The organism is Streptomyces sp. NPDC042201 (genome assembly GCF_055582185.1).
On record NZ_JBVJDS010000002.1, the window covers coordinates 162,972 to 176,375 of the forward strand.

9 protein-coding genes are annotated in these 13,404 nt (G+C 72.1%); 6 read left to right on the top strand and 3 right to left on the bottom strand.

The features are described 5' to 3' along the window. The first annotated feature begins 166 nt into the window (after positions 1-166). The 5 genes from ACZ6MZ_RS04630 (at position 167) to moeZ (ending at position 6,269) form a co-directional block, all read left to right on the top strand. Entirely contained in the window at positions 167-1,918 is a 1,752-nt protein-coding gene (locus ACZ6MZ_RS04630; protein WP_469349794.1) for a DUF3492 domain-containing protein, read from the top strand. Between the two features lie 13 nt (positions 1,919-1,931). Next, on the top strand, positions 1,932-3,104 hold the full coding sequence (locus ACZ6MZ_RS04635) for a hypothetical protein (protein ID WP_469349796.1): 1,173 nt from the start codon (positions 1,932-1,934) through the stop codon (positions 3,102-3,104). A gap of 160 nt (positions 3,105-3,264) precedes the next feature. Further along, positions 3,265-4,239 (top strand): NAD-dependent epimerase/dehydratase family protein, encoded by a 975-nt coding sequence (locus tag ACZ6MZ_RS04640; protein WP_384189617.1) that lies wholly within the window; start codon positions 3,265-3,267, stop codon positions 4,237-4,239. Further along, the gene (locus ACZ6MZ_RS04645) at positions 4,227-5,018 is read left to right on the top strand and encodes a spherulation-specific family 4 protein (protein WP_469349798.1); all 792 of its coding nucleotides are present in this window, start codon (positions 4,227-4,229) and stop codon (positions 5,016-5,018) included. Before ACZ6MZ_RS04640 ends, ACZ6MZ_RS04645 begins: the two co-directional genes overlap by 13 nt. 72 nt (positions 5,019-5,090) lie before the next feature. Next, positions 5,091-6,269, top strand: a complete 1,179-nt coding sequence (moeZ, locus tag ACZ6MZ_RS04650) for an adenylyltransferase/sulfurtransferase MoeZ (RefSeq protein ID WP_389787465.1) — start codon at positions 5,091-5,093, stop codon at positions 6,267-6,269. Between the two features lie 98 nt (positions 6,270-6,367). Here moeZ and ACZ6MZ_RS04655 read toward each other — a convergent pair whose 3' ends face one another. The 3 genes from ACZ6MZ_RS04655 to ACZ6MZ_RS04665 all read right to left on the bottom strand — a co-directional run bounded on the left by ACZ6MZ_RS04655 (position 6,368) and on the right by ACZ6MZ_RS04665 (position 12,648). Further along, positions 6,368-8,005: an alpha/beta hydrolase gene (locus ACZ6MZ_RS04655; RefSeq protein ID WP_469349800.1), complete on the bottom strand. Its 1,638-nt coding sequence runs from the start codon at positions 8,003-8,005 to the stop codon at positions 6,368-6,370. A gap of 155 nt (positions 8,006-8,160) precedes the next feature. Next, positions 8,161-9,744: an alpha/beta hydrolase gene (locus ACZ6MZ_RS04660; RefSeq protein ID WP_384189624.1), complete on the bottom strand. Its 1,584-nt coding sequence runs from the start codon at positions 9,742-9,744 to the stop codon at positions 8,161-8,163. 93 nt (positions 9,745-9,837) lie between these two features. Beyond that, positions 9,838-12,648 carry a lysylphosphatidylglycerol synthase transmembrane domain-containing protein gene (locus tag ACZ6MZ_RS04665; RefSeq protein WP_389787469.1) on the bottom strand — a complete coding sequence of 937 codons (2,811 nt, stop codon included), beginning with the start codon at positions 12,646-12,648 and terminating at the stop codon, positions 9,838-9,840. Between the two features lie 230 nt (positions 12,649-12,878). Here ACZ6MZ_RS04665 and ACZ6MZ_RS04670 point away from each other — a divergent pair, with 230 nt between their 5' ends. Further along, a complete protein-coding gene (locus tag ACZ6MZ_RS04670) occupies positions 12,879-13,277 on the top strand; it encodes an MGMT family protein (RefSeq protein ID WP_469349802.1) in 399 nt (132 codons plus the stop codon). Positions 13,278-13,404 lie beyond the last annotated feature (127 nt).

Genomic DNA, 13,404 nt, shown 5'->3' on the forward strand with positions numbered 1-13,404 from the left:
AGCGCGACGGAACGCCGCCGGTACGGGAAAGTTACGCGCATTCACCCCTTCTGGTGGCGCGACGGACAACCGTCCGTCGCGCCACCGGCATATCCGCTTACGGTCGTCCCGCTGCGAGTCGCCGGATCAACGGTGGCCGCCCACAAGGGAGATCGGGGGTGTGCCCGTGCGGATCGGACTGCTTACGGACGGTGGGTATCCGTATGCGACGGGTGAGTCCAGGCTCTGGTGCGACCGGCTCGTACGCGGGCTCGCACAGCACGAGTTCGACCTCTACGCGCTGAGCCGCAGCGCACAGCAGGAAGAGCGCGGCTGGATACAGCTGCCCGGCCAGGTCCAGCGGGTGCGCACCGCGCCGCTCTGGGCACCGGCCGACGACGGCCGCCGCCACGGACGGCGTGACCGGCGCCGGTTCGCCGAGCATGTCCGGCAACTGGCCACGTCCCTCTGTTCCGACGGAACGGACGGAGCGCGGAGCGCGCAGGGGGAACCGGGCGCGGACGCCTTCGCGGCCGGGCTCTACGGACTCGCCGACCTGGCCAGGGAGCGCGGCGGCCTCTACACGGCCCTACGCTCGGAAGCCACCGTACGGCTGCTGGAATCCGCCTGCCGCGCACCCGGCGCGCGCCGGAGCGTGCACCCCGCCACCGTCCCCGACCTGCTGGCCTTCGCCGATCAGCTGGAGCGCGCACTGCGCCCCCTCTCTCTCGACTGGTACGGCGACGAGGCCCTGGGCGCGGCCGACCTCTGCCACGCCGCGTCCGGCGGACCTGCGGCGCTGCCCGGCCTGTTGGCCAAACGCTTCTTCGGGGCCCCGCTGCTGGTGACGGAGTACGGCGTACACCTGCGGGCCCACTACCTGGCGGCCGGCGCACCCCGGGCCGACGGCCCTGAAGGCCCCTTGACCGAACCGGCGTTCCGCACCCCGGTCCGCTCCCTGCTCGCCGCGTTCCAGCGGCGGCTGGCCGCCGAGGTCTACCGGCAGGCGAGCGTCATCACCCCCGGCAACACCCACTCCAGGCGCTGGCAGGAGCGCTGCGGCGCCGACCGCGCCAAGCTGCGCACCGTCTACCCCGGTATGGAGGCGGAGCGCTTCGCCGCGGTGGGGGACGGGGACGACGGCGGTGACCCCGGCACCCTCGTCTGGGTCGGCAGGATCGAACCCGCCAAGGACCTCATCTCACTGCTGCACGCCTTCGCCGAGATCCGCAAGGCGGAGCCGGACGCGCGGCTGCGGATCGTGGGCGCCCCGGCGCAGGGCCCCGAGCCCGCCGCGTACCTCGCCCACTGCCGGAGCCTGGCCGCCCAGCTCTTCCCCGACGAGGCGGCAGGCGCGCACGCCGTCGGCGACAACCCCGTCTCCTTCGAGGAGATCGGCGGCCCCGAGACGCCCGAACTGCCCGACGCCTACGCGGCGGGCGGGGTGGTCGTCCTGTCCAGCGTGGTCGAGGGATTCCCGATCAGCCTGGTCGAGGCGATGTTCTGCGGACGGGCGACGGTCTCCACGGACGTCGGCGCGGTCCTCGAAATCATCGGGGGTACGGGCCTGGTGGTGCCCCCGCGCAATCCGCGGGCGCTCGCGGATGCCTGTCTCGCGCTGTTGCGCGACCCGGAGCGCCGTGAGCGGCTCGGCGCGGCGGCCCGCGCCCGCGCACAGGAGCTCTTCACCGTCGAGCAGAACCTCGCGGCATTTCACGGCATCTATCTGGAGCTCATCTCGCACGCCCCCGTACGGCGGGCCGCGGAGGCCGTGAACGCCGACGGGGCACCGCTGCCGTTCGCCGACCCGGCCGAGATGTACGCCCCGGGACGCTGGACCGGCAGACGCCAGGAGGAGCTCGCGAGGCCCGTGCCGAGCTGGGCACGCACGGGCGAGCGGGTCGGCGCGCACGCCGCCGCGGGGGAGAGCGATGTCTGACGGAGGCCACCCCATGACCGCACCGACGACGCCGACCTCACCGGGCGCATCGACGGCACCGGCCGCACCGACGACGCCGACCGCACCGGCCCCGGCCAGGAAAGCGGCCGCCCGCCGTGGGCCCGCCGATCCCGTCAGAGCCCTGATGCACCGCCACCGGCTGCTGTGCGAGCGGGCCGTCGACCCGCTGGAGATCGCCGCCGGTCTGGAGGCGTACGGGATCACCGACCGGACCGCCGCCCGTTTCCGGCACCGCGATGTCTTCTCACTCGCCGAGGAGCTGTACGCACGCGTCCCGCACGGGGCGGACCGGGAGACCCCCGAACCCCCGGCGCGCGTCGCCGATGCGCGCGCCGGGCGGACCGGGACGACCGGCCGGGCGAGATGGGCCGCTCTCACGCTGCTGCCCGGCGCCGTCTGCTCCCTGACCCTCCTGGGCCTGGAGCACAGCGGCGGGCAGCGACAGCTCGCGATAGGCCTGGCGGGAGCCCTGGCGCTCTCCGGTGCGCTGTCCGCCTGTCTCCGGCGCGGGCCGCTGCACGCCGGGGGCCGTACGGTCCCCGCCGCCGGCCTCTGGGTGTACTGGCTGCTGGCCTATCTGCTCTGCGGTGACGGACTGCTCGACCAGCTCCTCTCCGGCGGCCCCGACGGACCCTGGCCCGCGACCGTGACCCCCCTCGTCGCGCTGGCCTTCGCCGTCGCCCCGGCCGCCTGGTGCGCCCACCTCTTCTCCGTACTGGCGCGGCGCAGACTCACGGACAGCCGGGGACTCGCCGATTTCGCCGCCGGCGCGCGCCCCCTGCTGCTCACGGTCGTGGGGCTGTACGCCGTCGTCCTGACGGGACTGTCACTCCTCGCGCCCCTCGCCCTCCAGGACGACGACGGTGCGCTCGCCGCCACCGTCACCCTCGGCACGCTGTTCCTGCTCGCCCGGCTGCTCACGGTCCACGGCTTCCCCGAGTCCGCCGCCACCGGGCTCGCCGCCGCCTGCGCCGTGGAGGCCCTGGCCTGCGCGTCCGTACTGGCCGGCCGCCTCCCCGGCTGCGACGTCCTCGCCGCTCCCGTCCGGGCCGTGGTCCTGGCCTGGGGCGCCGGAGCCGTACCCGTCCTCGCCTGCGGAGCGGCCGCGCTCGGACTCCTCACCCACGCCACCGTCGCCCTCTCCCGGGCGTCGGCGCACACCTGACGCACGCACCCGGGGCCGCGCATCCCCGGGAGCCAGGGCGTCCCCCGCGACACGTACCGCGACCACAGCTCGTACCGAGACCACCTCCTAAGGAGACGACCGACATGACCCCCCAATCCACAGCACCCACACCCGCCCGTCGGCACAGAGGGGCCGCGCGATGAGGGTCCTGCTGCTCGGTGCCAATGGTTTCCTCGGCCGCTTCGTGGCCGACCGGCTGCTCGCCGACCCCGCCGTCCACCTCACCGCGCTCGGCCGCGGCGACGACGCCGACGTACGGTTCGACCTCGCGGGCGGCAGCCCGGGAGCGCTCACCCGCTTCCTGGACGCCGTCCACCCCGGGGTCGTCATCAACTGCGCCGGAGCCACCCGCGGCGGCGCCCGTGAGCTGACCCGGCACAACACGGTCGCCGTGGCGACGGTCTGCGAGGCCCTGCGCCGCAGCGGCTGCGGCGCCCGGCTGGTGCAGCTCGGCTGCGCCTCCGAGTACGGTCCTTCCCAGCAGGGCTCGTCGACCGCCGAGGACGCCGTGCCGCGCCCCGGCGGGCCGTACGGAGTGAGCAAGCTCGCCGCGTCCGAGCTGGTGCTCGGCGCCGGTCTCGACGCCATCGTGCTGCGGGTCTTCTCCCCGGTCGGCCCCGCCACCCCGGCGGGCTCCCCGCTCGGCCGGCTCGCCGAGGCGATGCGCCGCGCCATGCAGTCCGGCGACGGCGAACTGAAGCTCGGCGGACTCGGTGTACAGCGCGACTTCGTGGACGTACGCGATGTGGCGCGCGCCGTGCACGCCGCCTCGCTCTCCGCCGCGCAGGGCATCGTCAACATCGGCACCGGACGCGCCGTCCGGCTCAGGGACGCCGCCGCCGTGCTGGCGAGGGTCGCCGGCTACGCGGGCGCCCTGCACGAGCTGGACATGCCCTCCGCGCCGATGCGCACCGGCCATGCCACCGTCGGCGCCCCCCGGGGCGAGCCGCTGGTGGAACAGCTGGGCGCCGGCCCCTTCCCGTACCCCGACGGCTGCGGCAGCTGGCAGCAGGCGGACGTACGCACCGCCCGTGACCGGCTCGGCTGGCGGCCCCGGATCAATCTGGAGGAGTCCCTCGCCGATATCTGGATGGAGGCGGCGTGCCGCATCTGACCACCACCGGCGGCCCGCTCTCCGCCACCGGTGCCGGCAGGCTCGGCTTCGGTGTCCCCGGATACGCGCACCCGCTGCTCGCCCCGGCCGAATGGGCCGAACTGACCCGTCCGGGCACGCCGATGCACTGGGCCGTCCTCAATGTCGCGGACGGCCCCGGCGCCCGTCCCGACCCGCATCGCGTGGAGGCGGCGCGCCGGCTCGGCGCCGCGGGCGTACGGGTACTCGGCCATCTCGACCTGGCGTACGGCGCCCGCTCCTTCGGCGAGATCGTCTCCGACGCGCACCGCTTCCTCGACTGGTACGGGGTCGGCGGGTTCTTCCTCGACCGCTGCCCGGCGGCCCGCGCGGACCTGCCCGAGGTCCGGCGGACGACGGCGACCCTGGAAGCGGTGCTGGACGGCGGGGACGACGACGGACATCTCGTGCTGGGGCACGGGACGCATCCGTACCCCGGATACGCCGAGACCGCCGACCAGTTGGTGACCTTCTCCGGGCCGTGGACGGACTACCGCTGGTCGCAGGTGGCCGAGTGGACGGCGGACTATCCGCCGGAGCGGTTCGTCCATCTCGTCCACGGGGTGCCGCGTACACACCTGGACGAGGCCATGCGGATCGCCCGCTGGCAGGGCGCCGGGACGATCTTCTTCACCGACCGGGGGGAGCGGGGCGGCCGGGGGGCCGGGGACGGTCGAACGGGTCGTAACGGACCATTCACGACACTGCCCGGTTACTGGGACGAAATTGTCTCGCGAGTCGGACCGGGTGTCTCGGAATGAGGAGGGCCGTGGCAGTGTTACAGGTGGAACAACCGTACTGAATCACCGACCAACCCCCTTGTTGAGGTCCTTGTGTCGCTGCCACCCCTGGTCGAGCCCGCTGCTGAGCTCACCGTTGACGAGGTCCGCAGGTACTCCCGTCATCTGATCATCCCGGACGTGGGGATGGACGGGCAGAAGCGGCTGAAGAACGCGAAGGTGCTGTGTGTGGGTGCCGGTGGGCTCGGCTCCCCGGCTCTGATGTACCTGGCCGCGGCCGGTGTCGGCACGCTCGGCATCGTGGAGTTCGACGAGGTCGACGAGTCGAACCTGCAGCGCCAGATCATCCACAGCCAGGCCGACATCGGCCGGTCGAAGGCCGCCTCCGCGCGTGACTCCGTCCTCGGTATCAACCCCTATGTGAACGTGATCCTTCACGAAGAGCGGCTCGAAGCCGAGAACGTGATGGAGATCTTCTCGCAGTACGACCTGATCGTGGACGGCACGGACAACTTCGCCACCCGCTATCTGGTCAACGACGCCTGCGTGCTGCTGAACAAGCCGTACGTCTGGGGTTCGATCTACCGCTTCGACGGCCAGGCCAGCGTGTTCTGGTCCGAGCACGGCCCCTGCTACCGCTGCCTCTACCCGGAGCCCCCGCCCCCGGGCATGGTTCCGTCCTGCGCCGAGGGCGGTGTGCTGGGCGTGCTCTGCGCGTCCATCGGCTCCATCCAGGTCACCGAGGCGATCAAGGTCCTGACGGGCATCGGCGAGTCGCTGGTCGGCCGTCTGATGATCTACGACGCCCTGGAGATGCAGTACCGCCAGGTCAAGGTCCGCAAGGACCCCGACTGCGCGGTCTGCGGCGAGAACCCCACCGTCACCGAACTCATCGACTACGAGGCCTTCTGCGGCGTCGTGTCCGAGGAGGCCCAGCAGGCGGCGGCCGGCTCGACGATCACTCCCAAGCAGCTCAAGGAGTGGATCGACGACGAGGAGAACATCGAGATCATCGATGTCCGGGAGCCGAACGAGTACGAGATCGTCTCGATCCCCGGCGCGAAGCTGATCCCGAAGAACGAGTTCCTGATGGGCACCGCCCTGGAGAGCCTGCCGCAGGACAAGAAGATCGTCCTGCACTGCAAGACGGGTGTCCGCAGTGCGGAGGTCCTCGCGGTGCTGAAGTCCGCGGGCTTCTCGGACGCGGTGCATGTGGGTGGCGGAGTGATCGGCTGGGTCAACCAGATCGAGCCGGACAAGCCGGTCTACTAGGCCGTACGCCTACGAGAGCTTGCACGGTGAAGGGGCCGGTCCACGGGGTGTGGACCGGCCCCTTTCCGCTGCCCGGGCCGTTCCGAGCGGGGCAGCCCTCAGGAGCAGCTCTTCCCGGAGGCCGGCACCTTGTCGTGGAGGAAGTAGTCGTTCACCGTCCGGGTGATGCAGCGGTTGCCGGTGGTGTACGCGCCGTGGCCCTCGCCCTCGAAGGTGAGCTGGACACCGACGCCCTCGCCGAGTTCCTCGACCATCCGCTGCGAGCCCTCGTACGGCGTCGCCGAATCGCCCTTGCCGCCGATCACCAGGATGGGGGCCGCGCCGGGCGCCGCCACCTCCGCTGTCTCGTGCTCGCCCGCGACCGGCCAGTCGGCGCACCAGCCGGCCAGGTCCCAGGCCAGATAGGGACCGAAGACCGGCGACACCTTCTGGAAGTCCGCCAGCAGACGGGACCTGACCTCGGTGGCGGTGACGCGCCCCTTGGTGTCCGCGCAGGAGATGGCGCGCTGGGAGTGGTGCGCGGTGCCGTAACGGCCCTTCTCGTCCCGGTCGTTGTACGAGTCCGCCAGCCGCAGCAGCCCGCTGCCGTTCCCCCGCTCGGCGGCGTTCAGCGCGTCGGTCAGATACGGCCAGCTCCGCTCGCTGTACAGCGAATTGAAGATCCCGGTGAGCGCGAGGCTCTGGGTGAGCGTGCGGCCGCCGGCGGCCGGCACCGGTTTCCGGTCGAGCCGGCCGAGCAGCTTCACCACCCGCGCGGTGCCGTTCTTCGCGCTGATGCCACGGCTCTTGAAGTAGTTCTCCAGGGCGCGCTGGAAGCCGAGTGCCTGGTTGCGGGAGTGGCCGGCGTAGTCGGCGGACGGGTCGACGACCGCGTCCAGGGTGAGCCGCCCGACCCGTGCCGGGAACAAGTGGGCGTAGACGCCGCCCAGTTCGGTGCCGTACGAGAAGCCGAAGTAGTTGAGCTTGTCATCGCCGAGGACCTGGCGCATCAGATCCATGTCACGGGCGGCGCTGGTGGTCCTGATGTGGGGGAGCACCCGTCCTGAGCGCCGCGCGCAGTCCGCGCCGAAGGCCGCGGCGTCCTCCAGATAGGTCTTCTCCTCGGCCGGAGTGTCCGGGGTCGCGTCGATACGGAGCGCCTTCTCCGTCTGCTGGTCGTCCCGGCACACCACTCCGGAGCTCTCCGCGACCCCGCGTGGGTCGAAGCCGACCAGGTCGTACCGCGTCCGGAGCGTGCTGAACATCCCGGCCGAGGCGGGCAGCGTGGCCACACCGGAGCCACCGGGCCCGCCGAAGTTGAACAGGAGCGAGCCGATGCGGCGGCTCCGCTCGCTCGCCTCCGAGCGGATCAGGGCGATGCCGAGGCTCTCGCCGGCCGGCTCGGCGTAGTCCAGCGGCGCCTTCATCGTGGCGCACTTCCAGCGGGAGCCGGGGGCCTTCGCGGCGCTGCCCCACGCCTTCACGGGGGCCGCGCACCGCTTCCAGTCGAGCCGCTGTCCGGTCAGTGCGGCGGGCAGCACGGGTGCCGCGGACGCCGCCGCGGCGGCTGTGCCGGAGAGGGTCGCGGTGGCCGTGGCGGACGCCTTCGCGTCGGGCGCGGGATCCTCCGTACCGCTGTCACAGGCGGTGAGGGCGCCGGCCAGCAGCAGCGACACCGCGGACAGGGCGGTTATCCGGATACGGCGGGCGGGTGCGCCGGCAGGTCTGCCTCTGCGTCCGCTGATACGTCTGCGCATGATGCGTCGGGCTCACTTTCGTTCTGCCCTTCGGCGGTGGGGCGCACGAAGCGGGGACAGGGACGGGGATCGGGGGGAGGAGAACGGCTGATCATCCTATGCGCGACACTCCGGGCATTTTCCAGCCACTGAGAGCTGGGCACAGACCGTCCCGGCTAGCCACAGACCGTCCCGGCGGTCGGGACCTTGCCGTCCAGGAGATAGCCGTTCACGGCGTCCTGTACACAGGTGTTGCCGCTGTTGTACGCGCCATGGCCCTGGCCGCGGTACGTCATCTCGACGCCGACGCCCTTGCCGAGCGCGTCGGCCATCGCCTTGGCGCCGGCGTACGGAGTCGCCGGGTCACCGGTGTTGCCGACGACCAGGATCGGCGCCGCGCCCCGCGCGCTCACGTCGGGGGTCTTCCACTGCCCCGGCACCGGCCACTTGGAGCAGCCCATCAGCCCCCAGCCCAGGAAGTCCCCGAAGACGGGCGAGGCCTTACGGAACTCCGGGAGCTTCGCCTTGGTCTGCGCCAGGGTGTAACGCTCCTTGGAGTCCGCGCAGTTGATGGCCGCGTTGGCCGCCTGGAGATTGCTGTACCGGCCCTGGTCGTCGCGTCCGTTCATCGCGTCGGACAGGGCGAGCAGCAGGGAGCCGTTCCCGCCGTCGGCCTCGTCCAGACCCTGTTCCAGCAGCGGCCAGTACTCCTTCGAATAGAGCGCCTGGGCCATGCCGTTGGTCGCCTGCGTCTGCGTCAGCTCCCGGTCGCCGATGCCCGCGATCGGCTGCTTGTCGAGCCGGCCGATCAGCCCGGTGATGAACGCCTCGATCTCCTTCGGCGTGCTGCCGGGCAGTTTGCAGGCGTCACCGCGGGACACACAGTCCTTCTCGAAGTTGTCGAGGGCGAGCTGAAAGCCCTTCGCCTGGCCGAGCGAGCCCTGTTCCGAGGTCTCGGACGGGTCGACGACCGCGTCGAAGACCGCCCGGCCGACCGACTTCGGATACAGATGGGCGTAGACACCGCCCAGTTCGGTGCCGTACGAGATCCCGAAGTAGTGGAGCTTGTCGTCGCCGAGGACCTTGCGCATCAGCTCCATGTCGCGGGCGGCGTTGGTCGTACCGACATACGGGAGCGCCTGTCCGGAGTTCTTCTCGCAGGCCGAGGCGAAGGTAGCCAGCCCCTGGGTGAAGCTCTTCTCCTCGGTGGGGTCGTCCGGGGTGAAGTCCTTGGCGAAGTACGCGTCGAGCTGCTTGTCGCTCTCGCACTCCACGGCGTCGCTGCGGCCGACCCCGCGCGGGTCGAAGCTGACCAGGTCGTAGCGGGAGCGGAGTTTCTCGTAGTCCTTGGAGAAGGCGGGCAGCGCGGCGACGCCGGAGCCGCCGGGGCCACCGAAGTTGAAGATGAGCGAGCCGATCCGCCGGTCCTGTTCCCGCGCCCTGGCCCGGATGAGGGCCAGCCCGATCGTGTCGCCGTCCGGCTTGGCGTAGTCGAGCGGGACGGCCATGACGGAGCACTCCCACGTCGCGCCGCCGGGCAGCGGCGACGGAGCCGTACCGCCGCCCTCCGCGGCGGACGGGACCGGGCACGCCTTCCAGTCCAGCCGCTGGGAGACCAGGTCCGTGGGCTTGGCCGTGCTGTTCGAGCTTCCGCTGTCGGAGCTGCCACTGATGTCGGAGCATCCGGTGGCGGTCAGCAGTGCGGCGGTGGAGACCGCGGCGAGGGCCGTTGCGCGCCGGACGGAGGTGGAGGTCGGCATGGCCTCATCGTGCGCCCCGGGGCCGCGCGCCGCGCGGGGCCGCGGGCCATGCGGGTGGCGGACCGCGCCGGAGCCCGCGTCGCGCGTGCGGGCCTAGAGGGCTCCCTTACGGGTGAGATGGTTGAAGGACAGCCAGCCCGGGAGCACCGGCAGCCACAGCGTCAGCAGCCGGTACAGCAGCACGGCCGGCGCCGCGACCTCCTTCGGCAGCCCCACCGCCAGCAGACCCAGGGTCAGCGCGCCCTCGACCGCGCCCACCCCGCCCGGCGTCGGCGCCGCCGAGCCCAGCGCGTTGCCCGCGAGGAAGACCACCGCGATGCTCGCGTAGCTCAGCTGCTGGTTGCCGTTGTCGAACGCGCGGATCGAGGCGTCCAGACACATCACGAACACGCCCGTCAGCAGCAGCATCCCGCCGATGCCGGTGACCAGCTTCATCGGCCGCTGCAGCACGTCGAGCATGCGCGGCACGACCCCGGCGAACAGCGAGCGCAGCCGGGTCACCACGAACTTCCGCAGGAACGGGATCGCGGTCACGACCAGCACCAGCACGGCCACCGTCAGCAGACCCGCGATCACCGTCCTCGACGGGGTCAGCGATGTCGTCTTCTCCGTACCGGTGAGATAGCCGAAGGACAGCAGCAGCAGGATGTGCGCGCCGAGCCCGAAGAGCTGGGACGCCCCGACGCTCGCCACGGCGAGTCCTGGCCGTACCCCCGCGCGCTGGAGGAAGCGGGTGTTCAGCGCCACACCGCCGACCGCCGCCGGGGCGACGATCTTCACGAAGGACCCGGCGACCTGGGCGACGACGGTCCGCCGGAACGGCACCCGTTCGGGGACGAAGCCCAGCAGGCTCATCGCCGCCGCGACATAGCTGAGCGCGGAGAACGCCGCGGCGGCCGCCACCCAGCCCCAGTGCGCCTGGCTGATGACCGTACCGAAGTCCAGCTGGGTGAACTGCGTGAGCAGGAAGTACGCGGCGACGGCCCCGGCGATGAAGCTCAGGAGCGTACGCGGCTTGATCCGCTCCAGGCGGACCGGTTCGACCGGCGCCTGCGGCCTGATCAGCAGCACCTGCCGCCGCATCAGGGAGAGCAGATCCTCCTCGCGCGCCTCGTCCAGCGCCTCGTCTATCGCCCGTTTCTCGGCCTGTTTCTCGGCGCGCAGCGACTTCCGTACGGCCTTGCGGTCACCGTCGGCGGCCGCGGCGGCCTCCGCGATCTTGGCGCGCTTGTTCGTCTCCGACGCTTCGAGCACGGCCTCGCGCTCGCGCTGCGACCGCTCGCGGGCCAGCCGGCGCAGCGTCGCGCGGGTGGAGCGGCTCAGCGCGATCGGCTGCAACAGCGGCAGACAGTCGGCGATGGCGTCCGGGCCGAGCACCTCGACCGCCGCGGCGACCGAGCGTTCCGCGCCCACGCGCAGGCCCATCGTGGTGAGCATCTGAGCGGTGTCCATGCGCAGCACCAAATCGCCCGCGGCGATCTCGCCGCCGCGCAGCTCCGTGAGGATCACCTTGCCCGACCGGTCCACGACGAGCGCGTCACCGGTGAGTCTGCGGTGCGCGATGCGCCGTGACTGGAGCGCCTTCACCTGGCGCCAGGCGCCCCGTACCAGCTCGTCGGTGATCTCCGTGTCCGGCAGCGAGTCCAGGGACCGGCCGCCGAGGTGCTCGTACACGAGCATGACGGCGTCGGGGCCGAGCTCCGAGGTGGCGATCAGCTTGGGGGCGTTGGCTCCGGCGGCGATGGCCGCGTACGCGAGCAGCGCTTCCTGTTCCAGCGCCTGGCGCAGGGAGGGGATGGAGCTGCGGGTGGTGAAGGACCGCAGGGTCAGCTGCCGCCACACCCGGTAGAAGAAGCCCTGGGCCTGCTGTTCCCGGTCGACGACGGTGACGTCGAGCGGCGGGCCGTCCTCCAGGGAGACCAGATAGCGGCGGCCCCGGTCACCCTGCTCGGCGGAGTCGGCGACATCCTCGGCGCGCATTGCGTTGACCGGGCGGAAACCGACCCGGCGCAGACCCGCCATCAGCGTCTGGCCGGTGGGCCGTACGTTGGGCGAGCCGACCGCGTAGAGCGTGCCGTACGCCACGGTCCAGCCGATCAGCACGGTGAGCGTGATCGAGAAGGGTGTCGTGTAGCCGGCGACCAGCATCGCGAAGGCGTCGAGCAGCAGCACCACCCACAGGATCACGCGCCATCGGGGTCTGCGGGCCATCCCGACGGCTGTCATATAGGCGATGACGGGGGCGAGATAGCCGTGGACGGGGTCGGTGAGCCCGGCGCCGAGCTGCGGCCGGGTCAGCGCGTCCTGGATCGAGCCCGGCGCGGCTCTGGCGACCCAGAGGTCGGTGGCGAGCGTCACACCGTGGGCCAGTACGGCGGCGAGCACACCGTCCGCGATCCGCAGCCCGTCGCGTTTGATCAGCCGCTCGATCGCGAACGCGACCGGGACGAGCAGGACGGCGATGCTGGACACCAGGCCGGCCAGCTTGACCATCAGGTCGGGGGCCTGGCCGGTGCCTTTGCTGATGTCCTGTTCGAGGCCGGAGGTGGTGCCGTGGGCGAAGGCGGAGAGCCCGAGGACGAGGGCGATGGCGAGGATGCCGATGAGCAGGCGCAGCAGGTCGGAGGGGCGGTGGACGCGGGCGGGGAGCAGCGGCTCGTCGCCGGAGACCCGGTCGGCCCGGGTCGCGCCGTGGCCGCAGGGCTCGTCGTCGGCGGGCTGCTCGCCCTGTGGGGGACCGCCGTCCGCGCCGTCTGCGCCGTTCCCACCGTCCGTGCCGTTCGCGCCGTCGGCGCCGTTCGAGGGAGGACCGGTGGCCGCGCGGGACGTCTCCTCGTCCGCGCGGGGCTCGCTGTCCGGGCGCGACTCAGCGCCAGAGGTACTCGCCGCCGTGGGAGGCTGCACGGCCCGCTCCTCTGCCGAATCCGCTTCTTCTTGATCTCGTATCACCAGTCACCGCCCGGATGATGGTGGCACGAGCGAACGACAGAGGGGGGCATCAGGGTGCATTGCGGGGGCGTGGGGCGTGAGAGATACGTCCCTTTGCGTGGGTACGTACACAGGGTTATCGAACATATGCGCCCCGATGTCCCGGGTCGGCGGGGCTGTCGGTGGGGTGCGGCAGGATGGACAGGATGAGCGAGGACGAGCCGACCACAGAGCAGAGCAGGGAGCAGACCGGGGAGCCGTCGGAGCTGCCCGAGTACGCGGAGCGGGTGCTGGATGTCGCCGAACTGATCCCGCCGGGCCGGGTGATGACGTACGGCGATGTCGCGGAGTGGCTCGGCGTGGGCGGACCCCGGCAGGTGGGCCGGGCCATGGCGCTCTACGGCGGCGCCGTGCCGTGGTGGCGGGTGGTCCGCTCCGACGGTGTGCTGCTGCCGGGGCACGAGCTGCGGGCTCTGGACCACTACCGCGAGGAAGGCACCCCGCTGCGTGAGGCCCCGCGCGGCGCCGAAGGCCATCTGCCGCGCCTCGACATGAAGCGGGCGCGATGGGACGGCGCGGACGCGGGCGATGTGTCTCACATATGACAGCTTCCGCCATGCGGCCGGGTAACGGGTGCTCGCCCGGCGCACGTCCCGGCCGCCGCGCGGCGTAGCGTCGTCGGCACGCGTCACGCGCACCCCAGCCAGCCCCGTCACCACCAGCACCCGCACC

Bases quoted from the DNA above. Each gene is read 5' to 3' on its own strand.
- ACZ6MZ_RS04660 (WP_384189624.1), bottom strand. From the start codon at position 9,744: ATGCCGACCTCCACCTCCGTCCGGCGCGCAACGGCCCTCGCCGCGGTC.
- ACZ6MZ_RS04640 (WP_384189617.1), top strand. From the start codon at position 3,265: ATGAGGGTCCTGCTGCTCGGTGCCAATGGTTTCCTCGGCCGCTTCGTG.
- ACZ6MZ_RS04655 (WP_469349800.1), bottom strand. From the start codon at position 8,005: ATGCGCAGACGTATCAGCGGACGCAGAGGCAGACCTGCCGGCGCACCC.
- ACZ6MZ_RS04670 (WP_469349802.1), top strand. From the start codon at position 12,879: ATGAGCGAGGACGAGCCGACCACAGAGCAGAGCAGGGAGCAGACCGGG.
- ACZ6MZ_RS04635 (WP_469349796.1), top strand. From the start codon at position 1,932: ATGACCGCACCGACGACGCCGACCTCACCGGGCGCATCGACGGCACCG.